20 protein-coding genes and 2 pseudogenes are annotated in these 21287 nt (G+C 59.7%); 11 read left to right on the forward strand and 11 right to left on the reverse strand.

Translation table 11 applies throughout. From position 1 onward, the window contains the following. Positions 1 to 1063, forward strand: a 1063-nt coding sequence (locus AWB81_RS32160) for an IS91 family transposase (RefSeq protein ID WP_062641188.1), incomplete at its 5' end; no start/stop codon positions are given. Positions 1064 to 1529: 466 nt separating this feature from the next. On the opposite strand, the gene AWB81_RS32165 is transcribed toward AWB81_RS32160, so the two are convergent. Further along, entirely contained in the window at positions 1530 to 2267 is a 738-nt protein-coding gene (locus AWB81_RS32165; protein ID WP_144444228.1) for a hypothetical protein, read from the reverse strand. A gap of 411 nt (positions 2268 to 2678) precedes the next feature. Here AWB81_RS32165 and AWB81_RS48395 point away from each other — a divergent pair. From AWB81_RS48395 to tnpB (AWB81_RS48890), 10 genes and pseudogenes are all read left to right on the forward strand, one after another. Continuing rightward, a pseudogene (locus AWB81_RS48395) lies at positions 2679 to 2819 on the forward strand (nitronate monooxygenase); the annotation flags it as partial. Between the two features lie 15 nt (positions 2820 to 2834). Continuing rightward, entirely contained in the window at positions 2835 to 3224 is a 390-nt protein-coding gene (locus AWB81_RS48400) for a nitronate monooxygenase (protein WP_374730529.1), read from the forward strand. Positions 3225 to 3253: 29 nt separating this feature from the next. Then, positions 3254 to 3301: pseudogene (locus AWB81_RS48405) on the forward strand (hypothetical protein); the annotation flags it as partial. A 181-nt stretch (positions 3302 to 3482) separates the two neighbouring features. After that, positions 3483 to 3680 (forward strand): hypothetical protein, encoded by a 198-nt coding sequence (locus AWB81_RS47235; protein WP_235026014.1) that lies wholly within the window; start codon positions 3483 to 3485, stop codon positions 3678 to 3680. Positions 3681 to 7456: 3776 nt separating this feature from the next. Then, on the forward strand, positions 7457 to 7582 hold the full coding sequence (locus AWB81_RS49290; RefSeq protein ID WP_510183680.1) for a hypothetical protein: 126 nt from the start codon (positions 7457 to 7459) through the stop codon (positions 7580 to 7582). A 121-nt stretch (positions 7583 to 7703) separates the two neighbouring features. Next, complete coding sequence (locus AWB81_RS32185; RefSeq protein WP_062641193.1) at positions 7704 to 8066, forward strand: hypothetical protein; 363 nt, start codon at positions 7704 to 7706, stop codon at positions 8064 to 8066. Positions 8067 to 8363: 297 nt separating this feature from the next. Continuing rightward, entirely contained in the window at positions 8364 to 9632 is a 1269-nt protein-coding gene (locus AWB81_RS32190; RefSeq protein ID WP_062641196.1) for a M20 family metallopeptidase, read from the forward strand. After that, positions 9629 to 10273, forward strand: coding sequence for a trimeric intracellular cation channel family protein (locus AWB81_RS32195; RefSeq protein ID WP_062641198.1), 645 nt, complete (start codon positions 9629 to 9631; stop codon positions 10271 to 10273). Before AWB81_RS32190 ends, AWB81_RS32195 begins: the two co-directional genes overlap by 4 nt. A 339-nt stretch (positions 10274 to 10612) precedes the next feature. Next, positions 10613 to 11032, forward strand: a complete 420-nt coding sequence (gene tnpA / locus AWB81_RS32200; RefSeq protein ID WP_062641200.1) for an IS66-like element accessory protein TnpA — start codon at positions 10613 to 10615, stop codon at positions 11030 to 11032. Further along, the gene (tnpB, locus tag AWB81_RS48890; protein ID WP_144444229.1) at positions 11029 to 11238 is read left to right on the forward strand and encodes an IS66 family insertion sequence element accessory protein TnpB; all 210 of its coding nucleotides are present in this window, start codon (positions 11029 to 11031) and stop codon (positions 11236 to 11238) included. Before tnpA (AWB81_RS32200) ends, tnpB (AWB81_RS48890) begins: the two co-directional genes overlap by 4 nt. A 3-nt stretch (positions 11239 to 11241) precedes the next feature. Here tnpB (AWB81_RS48890) and AWB81_RS48895 read toward each other — a convergent pair whose 3' ends face one another. From AWB81_RS48895 to AWB81_RS32260, 10 genes are all read right to left on the reverse strand, one after another. After that, the gene (locus AWB81_RS48895; protein WP_096032073.1) at positions 11242 to 11952 is read right to left on the reverse strand and encodes a tyrosine-type recombinase/integrase; all 711 of its coding nucleotides are present in this window, start codon (positions 11950 to 11952) and stop codon (positions 11242 to 11244) included. Between the two features lie 291 nt (positions 11953 to 12243). Then, on the reverse strand, positions 12244 to 13182 hold the full coding sequence (locus AWB81_RS32220) for a tyrosine-type recombinase/integrase (RefSeq protein WP_062641204.1): 939 nt from the start codon (positions 13180 to 13182) through the stop codon (positions 12244 to 12246). Continuing rightward, positions 13179 to 14420 carry a site-specific integrase gene (locus AWB81_RS32225; protein WP_087135336.1) on the reverse strand — a complete coding sequence of 414 codons (1242 nt, stop codon included), beginning with the start codon at positions 14418 to 14420 and terminating at the stop codon, positions 13179 to 13181. The genes AWB81_RS32220 and AWB81_RS32225 overlap by 4 nt, the downstream gene beginning before the upstream one ends. A gap of 108 nt (positions 14421 to 14528) precedes the next feature. Then, positions 14529 to 14711, reverse strand: coding sequence for an IS66 family insertion sequence element accessory protein TnpB (gene tnpB / locus AWB81_RS48900; protein WP_096032074.1), 183 nt, complete (start codon positions 14709 to 14711; stop codon positions 14529 to 14531). Then, a complete protein-coding gene (tnpA, locus tag AWB81_RS32235; protein ID WP_235026012.1) occupies positions 14708 to 15133 on the reverse strand; it encodes an IS66-like element accessory protein TnpA in 426 nt (141 codons plus the stop codon). Before tnpA (AWB81_RS32235) ends, tnpB (AWB81_RS48900) begins: the two co-directional genes overlap by 4 nt. Positions 15134 to 15515: 382 nt before the next feature. Then, positions 15516 to 16805, reverse strand: coding sequence for a TAXI family TRAP transporter solute-binding subunit (locus tag AWB81_RS32240; RefSeq protein ID WP_062641208.1), 1290 nt, complete (start codon positions 16803 to 16805; stop codon positions 15516 to 15518). Between the two features lie 261 nt (positions 16806 to 17066). After that, positions 17067 to 17828, reverse strand: a complete 762-nt coding sequence (locus AWB81_RS32245; RefSeq protein ID WP_062641209.1) for a bestrophin-like domain — start codon at positions 17826 to 17828, stop codon at positions 17067 to 17069. 84 nt (positions 17829 to 17912) lie between these two features. After that, positions 17913 to 18749, reverse strand: a complete 837-nt coding sequence (locus tag AWB81_RS32250) for a transporter (RefSeq protein WP_235026013.1) — start codon at positions 18747 to 18749, stop codon at positions 17913 to 17915. A gap of 442 nt (positions 18750 to 19191) precedes the next feature. Beyond that, positions 19192 to 19866, reverse strand: a complete 675-nt coding sequence (locus tag AWB81_RS32255; RefSeq protein WP_062641212.1) for a DUF3313 domain-containing protein — start codon at positions 19864 to 19866, stop codon at positions 19192 to 19194. 465 nt (positions 19867 to 20331) lie between these two features. After that, a complete protein-coding gene (locus AWB81_RS32260) occupies positions 20332 to 20670 on the reverse strand; it encodes a phospholipase D-like domain-containing protein (protein WP_144444231.1) in 339 nt (112 codons plus the stop codon). Between the last annotated feature and the right edge of the window lie 617 nt (positions 20671 to 21287).

Raw genomic sequence — 21287 nt, forward strand, 5'->3', positions numbered from 1 at the left:
CCGCAGCGCGGCGCTGGGTGGACATGTGTTGCGCTGTTCGGGCTGTGCACGAACCGAGATCGCCTATAACTCATGTCGGAATCGCCATTGCCCGAAGTGTCAGGCCAGTGCCGCACGCCGCTGGCTCGAAGCGCGCGAGGCCGACCTGCTGCCGGTCGAGTACTACCACGTCGTCTTCACGCTTCCCGCACCGATCAGTGCGATCGCCTGGTATAACAAGCGCGTCATCTACGGGCTGCTGTTCGACATCGCGGCCGAGACGCTACGCACCATCGCTGCGGACCCCAAGCATCTGGGCGCCGACATTGGCGCCACGCTCGTGCTGCACACATGGGGCTCAGCGCTCACGCATCATCCGCATGTGCACGGCATTGTCCCTGGCGGCGGCCTGTCAGCCAATGGCGAACGCTGGATCGCCTGTCGGCCTGGCTTCTTCTTGCCCGTGCGTGTGCTCTCGCGCCTGTTTCGCAGGCGCTTCCTCGAAGCGCTCACTGATGCTCATCAGCGTGGACGGCTTCAGTTCTTTGGCGAGCACGCGCAGCTCGTTGGCCGAGCGGCTTTCGCACAGTGGCTCGCGCCGCTGCGCGCCTCCGAATGGTTCGTGTACGCCAAGCGTCCCTTTGCGGGCCCTGAGGCGGTGCTCGCGTACCTCTCACGCTATACCCATCGCGTCGCGATCTCCAACCAGCGCCTGCTCGCCTTCGACGGACGGCATGTGAGCTTCCGTTGGAAAGATTACCGACAGAAGGGTCGTACTCGCTATAAAGCCATGACGCTCGAATCCAGCGAGTTCATCCGCCGCTTCCTGCTCCATGTGTTGCCCGCCGGCTTCCATCGAATCCGCCACTATGGGTTACTCGCCAATCCGGTGCGCCGCGCCAACCTGGTGAAGATTCGCACGCTGCTCGGGGTTGCGCGCAAACTTTGCCCGTCGTCGCACGACGCAGTCGTCGCCGATCAACCGATCTTTATCTGTCGCCACTGCGGTGCGCCAATGCTCGTCATCGATATTCTGACGCGCACCGCACCAATTCGCGCACCACCAAAGGCAGCGCAGCGATGAGCACCCCGTTTCGATCTGCACTTCAACCGTCGGCTTTGCGTCAGCGCGACCGACAAGGGGACGGTTGTGCCTTCGGTGTCGTTCACTGTTCCACGGCCGTATTCCGAACTCAGAACCGCACACGACATTGTCTCCATTGCCGCAGCAACGCCTCTTCGGGCGCCCGCATCGCCCGCCGTTGACCCACAACACAGACCAGTCAGACTGATCAATCGCCATAGTGAAGACGCTGGCCGCATCGGACCAGCCCGCGGTTTCCTCCCTCGAGGTTTATTCAACGCCTGCCCACACGCGTGGTCGTTCGCTCACGAGCTCCATGGTCGAGGGCAGGCGTCGAACAAACCTAAACGAACCCGGTCTGACGCAGAATCGATATGGTCGTCCGCCGTCGATTCGACCTCATCCGTCAGAAGTCGACCCACTATAGATAGTCCGGTCCGCCGATTTCGGCGATGCAAAGCAGACCCTACGGGCCAGGGTGGACCCGGAGATCGTGTATTTCGATGGCCACCAGTGTCAGAAGCGGCAGCGGACGCACCCCAAAGGGCAATGGCTTTACCGTCCTGCGGGTCGACACCTGCAAACCGTCGAACTCACGCATCTGCTCGCACATGTGGGCCGCATGAGCCCAACCGCCGACGACCTCGGCGGTGTAGTCGAGGCGCCGCAACAAGTGGTGCTCGTCGAAGTAGAAGTCCTGTGTGCGACTGTGCGTCGGCAGATCGTCAGGATAGTTCACTCTGACGCGCGACCACTCGCCGGCGGGCGTCTGCAGCGGTGGCAGTGCTTCGAACGCGAATCCATTTCGGAGGAAGAGAAACGGGGTGACCAGGTAGTTCCACGTCGCATAGGCGCCGAAGTACACAAAGTCCAGGTGATCCCAGTACAACTGGCGGCGGGGACTTGAGAAGGCCAGCCGCGGGCGCTCGCGGCGCGCCAAGACCGCACCGTCCGGGCCGACGACACGCACTTCGTCATCGCCAACCAGTTCGCTGGTTTCGCCGACCCGCGGGAAGTCATAGAACACGAAGCGAACCTCGCGCGCGGATGCACGCACCCGCACGCGGCGCAACGCCGGCCGGTGCTTGGCGGCGAACAGAAAGCCTCTGGCTGAGAGGGTGGCCTCGAGGGAACCCACTTGATCCCAGCGTGCCTGGCCGCCGTGGGCCTCTATCGCGGACCTAATCAACTCTGGTACGGCCATCGCTCCCACTCCCCTGGCCGGCGCTGTGATGCTCTTGGCCGGCACATCTCAAACCGATACGTGAGTATTCTAGGTGCCCACGAACTCGTCCGCTCATACACGTGAAGCTGACTGATCACAGGGCGAACTGTGTGCCTGCGTTCGCTACTCACACCATAACCACCAATGGTGCCGGGCGGACTCTCGATTCCAGGTGAGGCCGACACAGTGGAGGAAGATCGCAGCGAAATCATCCTGAACGTGCTTTGAAGTCTTTCGTCGACAACAACGTATCGACAGCGCTCGGCGCTTGGCGTCAAACACATGGCTACCAACAACCGGGCCGTGAACTAGACTCCTAGAGCAAACCGGGACTTATTTCGGTCGCGTTCGAGATCCGAATAGTAAGGTCGCAACCAAGGGGTTCGGCCGGAGGACATGATGATTAGCACACGTTTCACGGAGCGCTTTGGCATCAAGCATCCGATTGTTTGCGCGCCAATGGCATTCGTCACTGGCGGGGCGCTCGCGGCTGCGGTGTGTCGCGCCGGAGGACTGGGGATTGTTGGCGGGGGTTATGCAGGGACGCTGGGTGGGGAACCTGATTTAGAAAGTGAACTTTCTCGAGCGAAATCAGGCAAATTCGGCGTTGGATTTATCACCTGGGCTCTCGCACGCGTACCGGAGATGCTCACCAAAGCGTTGCGACATTCGCCGTCATGCGTGTTCCTTTCATTTGGCGACCCTCGACCGTTTGCAGCAGAAATCCGCGACGCGGGTGCCGCGCTCATCTGCCAGGTGCAGTTCCTGTCGCAGATCGACGTGGCACTGGAAGCTGGCGCCGCAGCGATCGTAGTACAGGGCACCGAGGCAGGGGGGCACGGAGGAAACCGTTCAACGTTTCCGTTTGTGCCGGAAGCTGCCGACTACTTGAAAATACACTCGCCCAGAACTTTGCTGGTTGCCGCCGGGGCATAGCGGACGGGAGAGGATTGGCAGCAGCCCTGATGCTTGGTGCGGACGCGGTGGTAGTGGGGACACGTCTGTGGGCATCGGCCGAAGCGCTCACCCCAAAGGCGCACACTGACAAGGCCATCGGTCTGACCGGCGATTCGACCATTCGGACGAACGTGCTCGATGCGCTGCGAGGGTTTCCGTGGGCGAAAGAATACTCACTTCGCTTCCTAAGGAATAAGCTGGCCGACGAATGGGCTGACCGGGAAGCCGAGGCATTCCGTGTCTTTGGTACGCTATCTGAGAAATACGCCCAGGCACGCGCAGAACGACCTGGATACGGTTGCAGTCGTCTGCGGAGAGGCAGTGGGTCTTTTAAAAGACCGCCCGAGTGCTGAATCAATCGTGCAATTGATGGCGGCGCAGGCGGCCGATCTCCTGCGTAACGGCAGCAAGCTCGAGTTCGCCTCGCCGTCGTGATAGTGGGCGAACTGAACTGCCACCGGGCTGACCGGCCCGGTACGTGCTGATCTGCAATTTGCCAGGTCACTATTCAATGGGCATGCATGCATCGTTGGTCGTCGGGCGCTAGGGAAGATTTGTCTGGCGTCTCAAATCCATTCGATACCGATGTCGGTCGCGCATCGCGAAAACCAACATCCGAATTCGCTCAAAGCATCGTCGACACGACGGTCCGTCTTGGCCGATGTCGTGACGAACCGTGGTTCACGCTTGACTGGCAGCTATTTTGCAGGAGCCGACGTTCAACCTGTCGGACCAGCGACCGGACGAACGGCCAGAGATGGCCGGCTGCTGCCCCACAACCGAGCAGCCGATGCTGGCCCGTCGTCGAACGTCGAAATTCCGCACGTGAAAGGCCGCCCGTTTCATGAGGCCGGTGCCAAATTTAATTCCCGTCGTCCGAACGCTAGTCCAGCAAGGCTGGACCATTACGCGAACGCCGCGTCGTCGCGAGTTGACAGAATTACTGTCGCAACGGTGACAAATTTAATGCGGTCTACGTCAACGCCACGACTACGCGCGCAGCACAGAAGCAAGTCCATGAGCGCTTTGCTGCCTTAGGACTGACGGGTAAGGATTCCGGTCACGCGTTGCGTAGAACGCAATAAAACTGTCAATCCGCAATCGAGGCGCCAGCGGGATCTACGGCTGGGAATTGACGACTTCAATTCCAGTCCGAACGAAATAAAGTCGTCAATTCGCATAAGTCCGCATTAAATTCGTCAATTCGCGTCCTAGACTTCGAATTTTCTCCGTAAGTCACTGATCTTATGGACAAGATTCTGGAATATCAGCCGATCGCGCTGGACCGTCCCCGCAGCGCGCATCGGAGCTTAATTCGGTCTTCGTCGGAGGGCTCACGATGGCGACACGCTTTCGATCAAGACCGAACCAAACAAAAGTCCCGTGGACGGGCGCGAGGGTATAGGTATCTTGACGTTCGAGAGGGTGAAAGGCTCGCCACCACACAATGAGGCCATTTAGACCGGGTTCCAGCACGCTCAGTACATGCATCCTTGCCCATACGTCTCGACGGGCGCGGGTCGGATCAATCTGCCTCGTGTCCGAATACGGCCCTCGTGCAAAGGGCATCGACTACGCGCGATACTCGCACGGCCGCGACCGGCACCACGCGACCCCGCCCCGCCAGTCGTCAGGTCACGGCCAGCGTCGCGTTTCGAAGTGCGCCGGTCATTCGCCGTGGCCGGCGAGCCCTCGGCCTTTGCGGTCGTTCAGTTTGGGTATGACCCGAGAGTTACGAGTGTCCGCGCCAATTGACGGCAGCGGCCGAGGTTGACCAGTGCGACATGAATAAAGAGCGACTCCAGGTCCTGGCCATGGCCGAGGGGCCGCGCGGAGTGACGGAGCCAACAACGAGAAAACTGTTTAGCGAAAGTAGTCCACGAGCAGAACACAAAACAGCGTGGGCGACCTTGAAGCCGTGAACCCGGACTCTTATGGCCGCGTAAATTCCCCCCGCCCCGTGCAGCAGGACTAAGGGTACCATTTAGCTGATTTTCATTTTTTTGCGCACGCAACGACGTGTCTCCTCCACGTTCTTTCCTGTCTCGTTCGAACGCGGAAGTAGCCCGCCTCAGGCCCCGTGCGCGGGCTTTTTTCTTTCTGCGGGAGTGGTCAGAGCGGCAACTCGTTTGTGTTGTTCGCTCCGTTACCGACGCAGCGGCGAATGTGAATTCTTGGCGCTCGTTTTTCTCTCGGGAGTGTTGAGTTTAGCCCGGCCACGACGGGCCGTCCCGCCTCTTCCCCTGCAGGCCTCTTCTTTTGCTATTTGTCGTCCGTCGACTAAACTGGGTTTGCGCCATGAGCGCGGCGTGTGGTAGATCACCCTGCCTGCCCGCCCGTGGACGGCGAGTTTTTTGTCCCGGCGGGAGCGCCGCGACCGCGTCGGTCCCCTTAGCGAGGCCGCCGCACTGATGGCCGTACGGCGCGGGCCGAACCGGTACCTCGGCTATCAGCGCAATCGTATGGGAATGCAGGAGCCACATTCTTGCATGCGTCCAATCGGACGCCCGTCATGTCAAACACCGAACCTCGCGGCACAAATCCAGCCAATGGCGCGCCCACCGATTCGGATGCTGCTGGTCGCGCCCATTTGGAGAAACTGGGCAACCTTGTCAGTAAGTCCTTGGAAAGACCTGCAGAACTTGATCTTTGGATTCAGCGGCGACCTTGCGCTTGCAAGCGTAAAGGCCTGTGGCGCGACAATCTGGATGAGAGAGCGCATTGACTCAGGTTATTTGTTACCAAGCCGGGGTCGTTGCCTCATGTAATTTGCTACCCGTCAGAATGCAGGCGGGAGCGACTTATGACGAGGCGGCTCAGCATGACAACACGACAGGAATTGACTGAAGCAGTCGGCGAGCGGTATCGCCGCTCTGGCCAGAATGAGAAACGCCAGATACTGGACGAATTCGTTGAGTTGACGGGTTACCATCGGAAGCCCGCGATCCGTGTGCTGTGCCGGGAGTTGCGGCCGCCGAAGGTAAAGCCCGGCCCGCAGAGACGCTATGACGATGAGGTGCTCGCCGCGCTGATCACCCTTTGGGAGGCCGCTGACCGGATCTGCGGCAAGCGGCTGAAAGCGCTGATCCCGACGCTGATCGAGTCGATGACAAGGCATGGTCACCTATCACTATCGAAGGGCCTGCACCAGCGGCTCAAGCAGATCAGCGCCGCCACCATTGACCGACTGCTGCACGACGTGCGCGAGCAGGCTTTCGGTGGCCAACACCGACGCGCCAGCGGAGTCGGCAGTGCTATTCGCCGTGCCGTGCCGATCCGGACCTTCTCGGACTGGAACGATCCGCTCCCCGGTTATTTCGAGATCGATTTCGTGCAGCACTGTGGTGGCGGCAAGGTCGACAGCGAGCTCGTGCACACGCTTGTGATGACTGATATCGCGACGGGATGGACCGAATGCCTGGCCATGCCGTTTCGCAGCGGCGCATTCGTTCTGGAGCATATCGAGCAGGTCCGCCGTGCGTTGCCGTTTCCCCTGCGCGGTCTGGATTGCGACAACGATACCGCCTTCATGAACGAGACGGTGTTTGGCTTCTGCAAAGCGACGGGTATCGAGCTTACGCGGTCGCGTGCCTACAAGAAGAACGACCAGGCGTGGGTGGAGCAGAAGAATGGCGCTATCGTTCGCCGCCTGGTCGGCTACGGGAGGCTGCAAGGTCTGGAGGCCACGGAAATCCTTGCCTCCCTTTACCAGGTTTCGCGGCTCTACATCAACTTCTTCCAACCGTCGTTCAAGCTGAGATCTAAGACACGTCACGGCGCGAAGGTGACGAAGCACTATGAATCACCCTTGACGCCGCTCGAGCGCGTCCTGCGATCGGCCTCAGTGCCGGAGGCAACCAAACGCAAACTCCGAACTCGATTCAGGGCGCTCGACCCGCTGGATCTGTTGTCCCGGATGCGTGAAGCACAGCGGCACGTTGCGACCTGCAGTGAATGCGGCACCCCACCGGCCGAGACAGAGATACCTGACCGCGTTGCCCTGGCGGAACTCCTGGTCAGCCTCGGAACAGCGTGGCAGGACGGCGAGGTGAGACCAACCCACCAGCGAAAGGTCAGCGTGCCCCGCACGTGGCGCAGCCGGCAAGATCCGTTCGAGCACACGTGGCCGACGATCCAGCAATGGCTCGAATCCGAGCCCGGCAATTACAGCAAGGAAACTGCACGAGCGCCTCGTCGCGCTGGCACCCGCGATGTATTCCAGTGCCCAGTTACGCACCCTGCAGCGCCGCGTGAAAGCATGGAGATCGAACCGTGCACGTGAACTGGTGACCCGGATACTGGGCGGCGCCGATGCGTTGAAGGCTGACGCCGCGTAGCGGCGCCAGCCTTCAACGCAAAACAATCGGAAAACGACAATTAGGCTGGAGTAACATCTTCCCGTGAGGCAACACGTGCTCTCATCTTGTTTGACGCGCAGCAAAGGCCGAAGAAGCCAACATGCTCAAGCTGGCCGACGATATCAAATCCATTGCGGACGAAGTTGTCAGCGAGCGTTTAACCCTTCCCGACAAGCCCTTCTTACTTAATAGCCCAGCAGGCGCTTTTATGATCCCTGCGATGAAAGTATCCGGGAACGTTGGCGGCTCCATCGTCTTTCCCGAGCTTGTCGCGACTGCCGGATCATCGGACATAGCTGACCTGCCCGTCCAGGCTTCTGATCCTAGCCCGGCCAGCGGGCAGCAATCGGCAGATTTTCCCAGGCGTGCAGCCGACATCCAACGACGGGCAGCATTTAGTTTTCTGAAGAACTTCATTCTGGGCTTCACAGGTCTGGGCGCCGGACCGGTGTGCCAATGCTGAACCAGTATAACTTCGTACGGCGGAGGACCAGGCCTCGGCAATAGCAGCACTCGAACGGTTCCATCACGCGCGCAAGCAACGCATCGGCAGGCCGCCGTGCTTGCGAAAGTATCGCTCGCATCACAAACAAAATCCGTGACGGGCTATCGTTACCGAGACTATGGTTCTGTTGTATCACTATTCCGTTTCGGCGCCGTAGGGGATTTGATGGGAATTCCAACGGCAAATGTCAGGGTTTAAACCTCATCAACGGTACGCTTGTCGCACCGCATGCTCTGATGTCCCAGGGAGTCGAACATGTCCATATTGATTGAAACGATGTCGAGCGTCATCGACGCGCTGTTACCTGAACTGGAAGGGGTCTACAAAGATTTGCATCAGCATCCGGAACTATCGATGCAGGAGGCTCGTACCGCGCGGATTGTCGCGGATTACGTGGAGAAACTCGGCTACACGGTGAGCCGCGAAGTTGGCGTGACAGGCGTGGTCGCGGTCCTGCAGAACGGCGACGGACCGACGGTGATGCTGCGCGCCGACATGGACGCGCTCCCAATGACCGAAACGACGGGCCTGCCCTACGCGAGCACGGAGAAGGCGAAGGATGAGGACGGCATCGAGGTGGGCGTCGCTCACTCGTGCGGTCACGATATGCATGTGACGTGGCTGCTGGGCGTAGCGCGCCTGATGGCCGAGCATCGCGATGTATGGCACGGCACGCTGATGGCAGTGTTTCAGCCCGGCGAAGAAGTGGCGCGCGGCGCGAGCAGCATGATGGACGATGGCATGACCAAGCGTTTCCCGAAGCCTGATGTGATTCTCGGCCAGCACGTGATGGTGGGCGAGGCGGGCACCGTCGGTTACCGAAGCGGCACGATTCTTTCCGCAGGTGACAGCCTCAAGGTAAAACTCTTTGGCCGCGGCTCGCATGGTTCGCAGCCGCAGACGTCGATCGATCCGGTCATCATGGCAGCATCCACAACGCTGCGTCTGCAAACGATCGTATCGCGTGAAATCTCCCCGCGTGACAGTGCCGTGCTGACCATCGGCGCGTTACAGGCGGGTACGAAAGAAAACATTATCCCCGACGACGCCACGCTGAAGCTCAACATGCGGACCTTCGATGAAGACGTGCGTGAGTACATGCTGGGCGCGATTCGCCGCATCTGCTGTGCGGAATGTACCGCCTCAAACGCGCCGCGCGAGCCTGAATTCACGACGCTTTCGAGCTACCCGCTCACGATCAACGACGCGGCCACGACTGAGCGCGTGCGCGCCGCATTTGCCGCGCACTTCGGCGAGCGCGCCTACGAAACCGAGCCAGCAGCGGCGAGCGAGGACTTCAGTGTGTTCGGTCGCGAATGGGGGGTGCCCTATGCGTTTTGGTTTGTCGGCGGTACGGATCCTGAAGCGTTTAGGAAAGCGTTAGCGGAAAAGAAGGTCAACGAAATTCCGAGCAATCATTCGCCGAAGTTTGCTCCGGTCCTCGCCCCGACCTTGCGCACAGGCCTCGAAACGATGCTTTGCGCCGCCGGCGCCTGGCTTGGTGAGGAACGCGCATCAACGTGAATGCTCACGCGGTCTATTCCGTCCTCGATCTGACCGGGACATTCGCTTTCGCCATCAGCGGAGCCGTGGCCGCCCGTCAAAGGCGGCTCGATCTGTTCGGCATCGCGTCGGTTGCTTTCATGGTCGCGTGCGGCGGTGGCATCGTGCGTGACATATGCATCGGAGCGATCCCGCCCGCGGGGCTCTCGAACTGGCGCTATCTCGCCAGCTCATTGCTAGCGTCTGCGATCGCGGTTCTCGCATACCCATCCGTACGCCGCTTTCGTCACCCTGTGTTGTTCTTTGATGCCATTGGGCTCGGGATATTTTCCGTTTCGGGGGCGCAGAAAGCGTTGACCTATAGCCATAACGCCGAACTCGCGGTTCTGCTGGGCATCGTGAGTGCGGTCGGCGGCGGCGTGATGCGCGACGTCGTTCTATCGCGCGTGCCCGCCATCTTGGAGCGGGAGATCTATGCTTCCGCGGCGCTTTTGGGCGCTGCGGTGCAGGTAGGGGCTTCCTACGCCGGGCTAACCGCATGGTGGACGCCGTGGTTCGCCACGGTGCTATGCGTCACTGTTCGCCTCGCATCGCTCTATCTCGGCTGGCGTTTGCCAATATTCCGTGGCCGACGGGCGGACGCGTTTCGCAACAACGAGTAGCCGCCCGGCGTGAACGCTCGCCGCGAAGGGATTCGGGCCTCAAATACCAACGGATCAGACGCCGTTTCTGTCCGCGTTTCCGAGAGATGCGGTATGTCCGTCTGGCTGTCGGGGTTGACACGACGACGGCGTTAAGTCAAGCGCGATAAGCCGCCCGCGCACAATCGCCACCGTCGCCGTCGCCGTCGCCGTCGCCGTCGCCGTCGCAAAAATACTCACTAAGGGCTTCCGTCGAACGTATCGAGCAACTGTTGTCCTGCTCGACGCGTATGCGTCTCACGTCGGCCGTTCTCCGGGCAGCAGTGAACGGGGGTAATTTGGTTCCCATCAAATGTTTTGATGGGAACCAAAGTGGCCGAGATTGTGGATAGGAAGTGCGAGGCACCGGGCAAGCGCCCCAACTTTGCGCGCGAATTCAAACGACAGCCGGTCGAACAGACGTTCGAGCCCGGGGCGTCTGTATCGCTGGTCGCGCGTCGCAACGACATAAACACCAACCTGCTGTTCAGATGGCGTCGCCAGTATCTTCAGGGTGCATTTGGGGCGCCGCGTCCGGGACCTGCCAGACAGGAACCCGATGGTGACGTTGCATCGTTACTTCCAGTCAGCATTGTCCCGGAAGCCGAGGCCTCGATGCCGGTCCGCGAGGCTGTGTCGGAGGACGCCTGCGAGATTGAATTTGACCGTGCACGCTTGCGCATTCGCGGTAACGTGTCGCCGGATATGCTGCGGCTGCTGATTCGGGAGCTGTCCCGATGATCGGCCTGCCGGCTGGCACTCGCATCTGGATCGCCGCAGGCGTCACCGACATGCGTAGTGGTTTCCCGGCTCTTGCCGCGAAGGTGCAATCGGCACTCGAAGAGAATCCGCTCATATGTGACGGGTGCCAATATGTGGCGGCTGGGTTCGCGCATGAGGTGCACGCCTGGCTTGGCGCCGAATCGTTCGCGATCGCCGCCACATAGGATTCAGATCCGTTCGAGCAAGCGTAACACTTCGTCCGTCGGTTTGTAACGCGGCCCTCGTTTGCCTGACACTCCGCTCTGCTCTAAACCTCGACGCATCATCTCCACGTCTGCAGCGGCGTAACGATGTGTCGTTGTGACTTGCGCATGTCCCAGCCAGGCCTGAATGGTCGGAAGGTCCACGCCAGACTGCAGAAGGCTCATTGCCAGGGAGTGTCTTAGGACGTGGGGCGACGCGTGTTTGCGGGCAAGTTCGGGCAGCCTCTCGGAAGCGATGGCCATTGCCCGCCGCACGACGTGCGTTGCGCCGAAGCGCGTGAGTCGCTCTCCTTGGGTGCCCACGAATAGTGGAACGCTGTCATGGCGGCCAATCCCTCGTTCGCGCAGAAGCGCCTCAAGCGCTTTGGTGAGGTCGTCCGCCAACGGCACCATTCGCTGCTTGCGCCCTTTGCCCCGCAGAAGAACCTGTCGTGGACGATCGAGCTGCAGGTCAGAAGCGTCGACGTCGAGGGCCTCCGAGACACGCGCTCCGGTACGAGCAAGGAAGAGCAGCAAAGCGCGATCACGTCGACCGCGCGGTGTCTGTTGATCCGGCGCATCGATGAGAGCGGCAAGTTCGCGTCGCGACAGATAACAGGCCACACCCGTGTCCGATCGTTTGATTGGGATGGCGAGCACCCGTTGCGCTAGGCCAATCGACGCTGGATCGTTCACTGCTACGTGATGGAAGAATGATCGGAGCCGCGGTCAGGCGCACGTTGCGCGTCTGGACGCAGTTACCGCGCTCTTGCTCGAGATGATCGAGGAAGTCGAGGACGATGTCGCGATTGAGATCCGACAGGGTTAGCTGATACGGCTTGCGTCCAGTGCGTTTGCAAGCGAACAGGATGAGAAGGCGTAGAGCGTCGCGGTAGCTGGCGATAGTCGACGCGCTGGCGTTCCTCTGACTGGGAAGGCGATGAAGGAAGAAGGACTCGAGTAGTCGCGCAAGTGAAGCGGGATTGCTCATGACACACCTCCCTCGCCGAAAGCACGTTGCGCCACGAGGCCGAGCAACTCTGCCGTTCCAGTGACGTAGTACGCGGTATCGCTATAGCGGACATGACCCAGGTAGGTCGCGAGCAGAGGCAGAAGCGCTTGAACATCGAGGTTCTCTCGGTGCCACGCTGCCAAACGAGCGACGACGAATCGATGCCGCAGATCGTGTGGTCTCATAGCCCTCGCAGAGTTCCCCTCGAGTCCTGCGAGCGCACAGGCCTTGTGGAAGGCGGTGTACAGCGCCGCACTGGACAGTCTGCTGCCGCGAAGGCTGACGAAGAAGGCCTGACACCGTGATATCGGAAACGCGCTATCCCTAACGAGAGCGTAGGCGCGTAGCGCGTTAAGTGTCGTGGCGTGGACCGGAACAAGGCGGTCCTTCCGGAACTTGGTTCTGCGTACCTGGAGAACGCCTTCGACCAGATCCACGTCAGCTCGATCGAGGCGCAGCGCTTCGCCAGAGCGCAGGCCGGTACTGGCCAACAGGCCTACCAACGTCTCCAGGGTCTGCCCTCGCTGCTCGCTGTGTGGAGAAACATGCCGAGATTCCGTCATGAGCGCTGCCAGTTCCACGTCATTGAGGATTCGCGGTGGTGTGACTGCGCGAGACCGTGGCAATACATGCGGATCGAGGGTCTCCGTACGGGTGTCGTATACGGAGAGGTACTCGGCAAAGCGCCGAAGAACTGCATAACGACGGGCGCGGCAGTTGCCAGACCCGTCGGCCGACAGAGCGAATGCGATCGCCATGTCCTGCGTCAACGGACCCATAGTTTCACTGTCTTCGACGTATCGCAGGAAGACGCGCAACGTTGCTGCCTGCTTGCGGAATGCGTAGCCCAAAGACCGGCGAAGCTCGATGTAGTCCTCCAGTTTGGAGGCGAGCATTTGCGGGAAGTCGTTCATGACTTACTCCCTGGATATGGAAGTGGAACGGTAGCTAGCTGCGGCAGCGCGACTTTCACGTAGATTGCCGTCGTGTCGATGTTCCGATGGCCCAGCAGGTCGGCGACCTCCTTGATGGGGCGCTTCTGTCCGACCAACTGGGTTGCCAGACTGTGACGCAGGAGGTGGGCACCGGCTCGTGGAAATTGCAGGTCGCATCGCTCCAGCCGGCGACGGACGAGGGCGGCCAACGTGGAACTGCTGCGGAGAGGACGCGCGGGTGGCCGGTGGCAAAGGAAGACCTGCGGAGCCTGGGTCTTTGGCCTGGCGTGAAGCACGTATTCCGCAAGCGCGTCGCCCACCTCCTCCAGTAGCGGAACGACGCGGTCCCGCCGCGCCTTGGTGCCGCGTACGACCACTTCGCCGGCTCGCCAGCGAATGTCCTGAAGCTCAAGCAATCGCAGTTCCCGACTACGCATCCCTGTCGTCGCGAGCAATAGCAGCACGGCGCGGTCGCGCACACCAGAAGGATCCGTGACGTCAATTGCATCGACTACTCGCCTGACCTCCTCCCACGCCAGTCGGGGCGGCAAATGTGCCATCCGCCAACATGGCACCCGTGGCACGAGTCGGGCGAGTTCCTCCTCAATGAGGCCGGCCCAACGCAAGAACCGGAGGAACGAACGAACATGCGAGACGGTAGCCGATCTCGTGTAGTCGTTGACGCTTAGCGACAGAAGGTGACTGACGAGGGCCAACACATTCTCACCCGTCATTGCGGACAGTGATCGACCAGGAACATGCTCCTTGTACCATCCGAGCATGCGGCGCGCGGCCAGTATCCTTCCTTGGCGAGTTCTGGGCTGCAGCCCGCGAACCTTGCACAAGTGCTCGTCGTAGGCGGCTAGCAGTTGCCAGTCGGGATCCGGGGTCCTGTGCTCACGCGCTACCGGGAGTCGTTCCTGTATCAGTCGAAGCACATGGCGTATCGCAGTTTGGGCTCCGACACGGACGCTCGGTGCTTCAATTGCAAGCAGATAGCGCTCGACAAGGTCCTGACCAATCGCCGCACTATCCCGAAGACCAGCCTTGCTCGCGAACTGACTAAAACGGGCGATGCGGTCGAGGTACACTCGCGCTGAGGCTCGCGCGTAGCCAATCTCCGAGAAACGGGCGGCAATGCGGTCCATCTCGCCACGTAATGCGCCGCTGCGCAGGCGTTCCAGGACGCCTGGATACTTGAAGTAAAGCTCCAGCATGACATTCTCTCCTTTGCATGATGCGCCGGAACGTCCCGGCGTCAGGAGAGAGTAAAAACTCAAATATTATGTGGCGGCAACGACGACGACACTGTAACTCGGAAACACTTATTTTATTGCAATATGTTGGATACCTAAGTGACGTGCCGCCACATATTGGCACCCGTCACATATCAGCGGATTCTCCTCGAGCGCCGTCTGCACCTTCGCCGCCAGCCCCTGGAATCCGGCGCGCATGTCAGTGACACCTGCAGCGATCCAGATGCGCGTGCCAGCCGGCAGGCCGATCATCGGGTAAGCTCCCGGATCAGCAGGCGCAGCATATCTGGTGACACGTTGCCGCGAACTCTTAGGCGTGCACGGTCGAACTCGATCTCACAAAGATCCGCTGGAGACTGTACCGTATCGACGGTCATTGATGGCCTATGTTCGGCGGCCTCAGCGACGACATCCACAGGCAACAGCGAAGGCGCCTGCTGTATGCGTTTCGGCGCTGCGCCCTCCGGCAGCGCTGGCAAACCGTACTCTCCTGCCAGATAACGCCGCCGCCATTTGAACAACAGGTTCGCATTAATATCGTTACTGCGCGCGATCAACGCTACCGACGCCCCCGGCTCGAACGATTGTTCAGCCAGTTGCCGTTTGAACTCGGTTGGAAAATTCGGCCGCTTATATGCGCCGCCTGCGGCGCGCTCGTCCCACGTCTTGTCCACTTTGGCTCCCACCATAATTTGGTGGATACCAAACTATCCAAAACCTCTATCGGTACGCCAGAACGGCCCTCCTGAGCCGCTTACGCTACTACTCGGTTTCAGTACGGCTCTATGCGCGAAACGATTTGCCGATTAGAGCAGCCGTCGTAACGATGGCTTCGTGCGCCTTACGTCCAGTAGGCGCCGTCAGGGTTTGCTTCTCTGCTGAGAGCAGGGACTGCGCGCGCCCTTGTCTTCCGCGCCGCGGTCAGAAAGAGACCCATAGCGTGGACCCTCATGCCGGCGACAATTAGGCCCTTGCGGCCAATCAGATCCAGACCCACGGATAGGCTGGTCGCGTAAGCGCCACCGGCCCGAGTTCGTCGAGAGCCCGGCTATTCCTTCACTTGCCAGCCACCTGGAAAATCCGGTCCCGTACTACGCCAATCGCCTGCTTGAGGGCGTAAATATCTTGAAGATATCGCTGCGGAATCCGTATCTGGCTGGCGTGCGCATCAATGTTTTCGATCTCATCCCGCCATTGTGCAATCTGGTCCGGGGTCGGCTGCCTATTTCTCCATATTTCATCCTCTAGCGCTTTGATTTCCCGATACCAGACCACGAGCCGGTTTTTTATCCGCGCCTCCGCCATGCGCGGCAGCGCCTCAAGCAAACCTAGCAGTAAGGCCATAAAGGGCAGCAGAATCAGCAGTCGTCTTTCGACAAAGCTGGCCAGCCAGAATGGAAGGTAGCGCTGCAGGAAAGGGCGGCCGGATTTGAAGTAACGCGTGCTGTCGTCAGAGATGGGAAATTCGTCGTTACTTAGGTTGGGAAAGGTACCGATCGGCGTGAAGTAATCTTCGCCGCCGTGGACGGTCTTGGCCGCGTCCAATAGCAGGTAGACCAAGGCTGGGTGCAGGGTGTCTTTGGACACCAGCAGAGCGGTCGCGGCGAGGAGCGTGACATCAGCCTGAGGACGATCATTGACGATACTGGTCAATGCGCGCGGGAAGATAATCTTGGAGAGGGACGGGAATTTTTGCACCAGCGCATCGGCCTGCGCAAAACTCATCAGCTTGAGATCGCTGTTGAGCAGCGTATTTTGCATCGGCGCATCGGGTCGGCCAATAAAGAAAGCCGCATCCAGTTGACCGTTTTCGAGACCTTGATAGGCCCGGGCCGCATCCATTTGCAGCAGCGTGGTGTTGTCGCCGGTGACCCCGCTATAGGAGAGCAACACCTGCGAGACGTTGAGCAAGCCGCTGCCGGGAACGCCAATGGAAATCCGTTTGCCGCGCAGTTCTGCCAGCCGGTTGACCGTGGCATCGCCCCGATAGAACACCCAGATCGGCTCATAGGAAACGGCAGCGATGGTCTGCAGATGGTCGGTTTCTTTCGGACTGGTGGTACCCGACTGTATAAAGCCCACTACATATTCGCTGTCCGGATTCTTCAGTCGCTCATAATTTTCAACCGAACCGGAAGATCTGCGGATATCAAGCTTTATGCCGTCGCGCTTCAGGACGGGGGCATAGCGATCGGCAAACCCACGATAGATACCGTTGTCCGCCCCGGTTGTGATGATGATCGTGCGCTGGATGGCTGGCTCGAGTACTGTGGTCAGCGCCCAGCCTAGCGCGGCTAGCAGCAGCATCACCCCAATGGTGAGAAGCCGCCTGCGCCCCGGTGTCATGGGGACTTTCCGGCTACGGTGAAGCACCGGGTCGTGCCTAGGCATTATCACTTCCGACGAATCGTCTGGTTGGCACCCTCGCCAAGAGTCAAGTATATGGTCAAATGCCACCAATGTGAACACGCCCACATGGGATCGATTCTGGGATCCGATACGCCTTCAGAGCCGCCCCCCGCGACGGATCGTGCCACTTAAAGACAACGCGCGGTTATGCCGATCGGATCCGTACATTTCCGAGCCCGATCTGTGCGATTGGCATTGTTACTTTCCGAGAACAGCGAGTGCTTCGCGCAGCGGGACCAGTGAAACCCGAACGACCCCGTCGAGCGGCGAGTTCAGTTCAAGGATCAAGAATATCGCCCCGGATGCTGACAACGCACACACGAGCAAGACTGCGATAGTCGTGCCGTTGTGGGGCGCGTACAATCCAAACGTCCCAAAAATAGCGACTAGCCACAGCACCAGGGCGACGAGAAGAGGCACGGGAATTGGAACCTTTTCCTTCAGTATCGCCAGCCATCGCGTAGCGAACACTTCATCAACAAGCAGAAGTGCACGCGCCTTGAGATCGCGCTGTATAGCGTCCTGTGGCGACAGCCCCTCTACCAACCGTTGAAAATCCTCGGCACGGCGGACACTTTCCGGATCGTCCATTCTGGCGAGTCGGGACGGATCATCAGAAGCAAGTGTCGCGACCGTCGACGCGTACGCTTGCCTCAGCGCATCACGGACCGGTTTCGTTTCCGGTCCGTACTTGGCCAGCACGCGGTCGAGGCGAACGACATGGGCTGCAGTGTCGATAAGCTCAGTGCTCACCGTATCGAAAGACCCCTTCGCTGACGAGATCAGCAGGCCAAGTACTAACGCGGCCATGGTCGCGATCAGGCCGGTTGCGAGCCTTACGACGCCTGCCGATTCCTCATTAAGGTGATGTGCGGGCAACACCTTACGCAGATACAAGCCAACCACTACGCTGCCCGAAGCGCACACAAAGACGACGAAGAAAATAAAAAAGTGGCGCATGTTTAACTCCGTTCCTTGGCGTTGCATGCCAGTAGCGGCGACGCAATATTCGGCGGTGAGACCGCGCCAGACAACCGTACGTCCTTAATGATTGAACCAGCGGTATTGCAGTGAAAGAGAAACGGTCTGGAAATTGCCGCCAACGCGCGTTATCAGCCCATTGGACCATGCGAGCTTCGCAGACCATTGCGCGGCAAGCGGGACCGACAACGTGACGCCGTATCGCACAGTTCGTTGCATATCCTGATCTTCCACACCGTTTACGCTCGTCCGGCCGCCCGCCAAGTACGTCATGTCTGCCGCGAGCCACAATCCAGGCCGCCATGTATAGCCTCCATGCCACTGAAACACGGGCATTGGCGCCTGGCTGCGTTGATGGCCCCGAAAAAAATCATCGTTGTCGGTGAATAACCAGACGCCGGCCGAACCTTCCACGAACCAGTCGCCGAATGGGTGAGAGACGCCTAGTTCCGGTTTAAACGACCAACGATTCGATCCTACGTTGATCACCCGGGACGGCACGTACTGACCTGTCGGTGTAGTAACGGTCAGACTCGCACCCAGCGTTGTGGTCGGCGGACGCCGCGCGAATTCTTCCGGCGTAAGCGCGGGACCACCTAACAGATTCACCACAACCCTGAAAGTCGAGTCGCCCAGCCCCGATCGCCACGCGGTCCCGGGCAAACCTTGGATATTTCCAGTTATGTCAGCGTTGCTATAAGGTAGGGCCGCGGCGATGCTGGCGGCGTGACCACCGATGCCGAAGCTGTGGGAATAGCCGAGCAGAAACGTGTTGATTTTGGCGTTTACATCGGTGATTGGTAGCGTGGGATCGAGCGAGACGCCTCCTGTGGATCGAGCGTAGCTCGCCACCACAAAGTTCGTTCCCACCGGCACCGCCGAGTAGGCGCGCGGTTCCATCTCCTGCGCCGAGACGAGCACAGACCAGAGCAGGCCAATGCAAGCCGTTGCATGGCATAACCACCGCTCGATTCTGCCAACGGCGTGCAAACGTGACTGGCGTTCGATTGCGTCTGCGCGATCTGGCCAAACTGCTGCCGCCGACAGGGCAGCGCATCGCAGTTGGGAAGAATCGCACCAGATCGCCTGCCGACTTGGTCGTTCTCGTTCCATCCAGCAAACGCCTCCACACGCCGGTCAGAACGCGATTTTGCACACCGTGCACAGGGTCGTTGCTGAGGGCACTCGTCCTTGCACCGCTGCATCGCTATCAGGTCGTGGAACGCTGGAACGCGGCTCGTGTTTTAACTGGGCAGTCGCCGGGCCCGGCGACCGTCACACGACAGATACAAAAAGCCACGTATCCGTTTCGGCGGATCTTTGTTTCAGTGGGCAGCCTCGGTCATTTAGGTCTCACGTATTGCGATAGTTCAGGGAAGGCGCCGTTTGCAAGCTCGTCTAGCAGTGGCTTGATGGTGTCCAAGGTAATCACCTTTTGATCGGCGACCTTGGCGAGGCGCTCACCCGTACCGACCCGCACCCTCTGCCCCAGCAATTCGCCAGTGACGCTATCCGTTCCCTCGACTTCGATAACGACGTACGCCTCTTGCGGCGTGCCGGTCGCGCTCCGCAGGGCCATCGTGGCGACGAAGGCCATCGGCACATACTGATAGGGCTTGAGGCCTTCGCCTTGCGCCGCGACGCTTGTAAACGCTGCACGAAGCCGCAGCACTCCAGGCCCCGGACGATCAACGACCCTAAATCGCTGGCCCAGTGAGCGCTTAAGTGTTTCGTTGGAATAGGCCAGAATTTGTTGCAGCGTCTCGGCACTCACTTGCGGGTTAGGCCGTGGCTCAGGATAGAAGACGAGCGGATCGAGAAGTATCGCGTTATAGTTGGCCGGCGTAAGTTTTGGGCTCACCCATGTCCGAACGCTTCGCCCTGGTGGCAGATTCGAATAGTCCCGCAGAAAGCCCGAATCCTGCGTCACATCGGTTTGTGATGGCGACGACGCACACCCTCCCAGCATCGCAGCGATGACAGCGATGCCAACCTGGCCTGCTATCGATTTCTTCACGACTATTCTCCTTCTTTTGACGGTGGTCGAAGCGGAGTGGAACCGCTGTGCGCGGCATTTAAATCGAAGCACGAAAGCGCGATGTAAAGCTTGTCGGGGGGGCCTGTTGGCGCGCTGCAGTGACGCCAAATGCTTATTTTTATAGTCAATCCGCATCAAGAAGCCAATTGGCGTTTCCCTGTGAAAAGACGCTGGTCATCAATTTACTTACCGCTAACCATTGGGCCGATATCAGACGCGTGCAATCAAGCAGCGCAAAGGCAGATGCTTCTGCGTCTGATTACGGTTATGGGACGCCACGCACACTGCGCTCGGGAGCGGCAGCGTCTAAGACATTGCCACCTTGAGAAAGACCGGTGTCCACGACAGCAATACGGCTTCGATGCGGTTGCCAGTTCTTCCCCCCAGTGCCTGCGCTATCTGCGGCGTGATGCCCCCCGCAGTTGTGGCAGGAAAGCCCATCAGTTAGAACAGTTCGACACCGCCCGACAGGAGTTCGACGCGCCTTCTGGCATAACCAGAGTGAACTAGCGCGATGCCCCTAGCCACATCGTCAGTCACCCCGAAATATTCATCATCGATATTTCGGCCTCCGATAATCGTTGCGATGCCATCAGCAGTAAAAGACCTGTTGCGCATGCGACGATTCAGTCGCGCGGAATCAGACAGGAAGCCAACGAACTGAGGTGTGCGGATTCTAAGCGGCTTGCCCAGCAACACCTTGATATTCGAATGAGCATCAAGCGGCGCCAGCGTATCATCGGGAGTCGAAGGAATGCCGTTGTCGTTGAGCAGCAGGCGCACCCTCACCCCATGGTCGCTGCTTCGCGGAGCTTTTCCAGCAGCAGCGTGCCGTCAGGTCATTACGCCAGATGTAGTATTGAGCGTCGAGTGAGCGCTGAGCCGAGCGGGCGAGATCCTCCCTTGCTGCGAATGCTTCGAGAGGATCAACGAGCGGATCAATCTCCGCGAGTCCAGAATGTTTTTCGAGCTTGCTTGCAACGCTCCGTCCCAACTGTGTAGCACTGACCTTGATGCGCCGCCGTACTATTCGCCTGCCTCCAGCGCTACCTGTCGGTTCGGCAACAACGCGAGACTGCGCATGCGGCTGCAGTCTAACGGTGCGGAGAAGGTACTTGATGAAGAGATCGTTCGCAGGCAAGGTGAGTCTCATCCTCGTTGCGGTGATGCTCGGAGGAATGGCGTCTCAGCCAAGTGCCCCACTGGAGGGTTCGGGCTTCCTGAGGGACTACTCCGATCTCGCGGAGACCAAGGACGCCCGGGGAAATACCATTTGGGCCTCGGCGAGCCCCAAGCTCAAGCCCGCTAACTACAATGCGATACTGAGATTGCCCCGCTTTGACGGACGAATTTGCAGTCAAGGGTTCGGCGTTATCTAGCCTCCATTAAGCGTTGAATTG

Source organism: Caballeronia arationis, assembly GCF_001544975.2.
GTDB classification, from domain to species: domain Bacteria; phylum Pseudomonadota; class Gammaproteobacteria; order Burkholderiales; family Burkholderiaceae; genus Caballeronia; species Caballeronia arationis.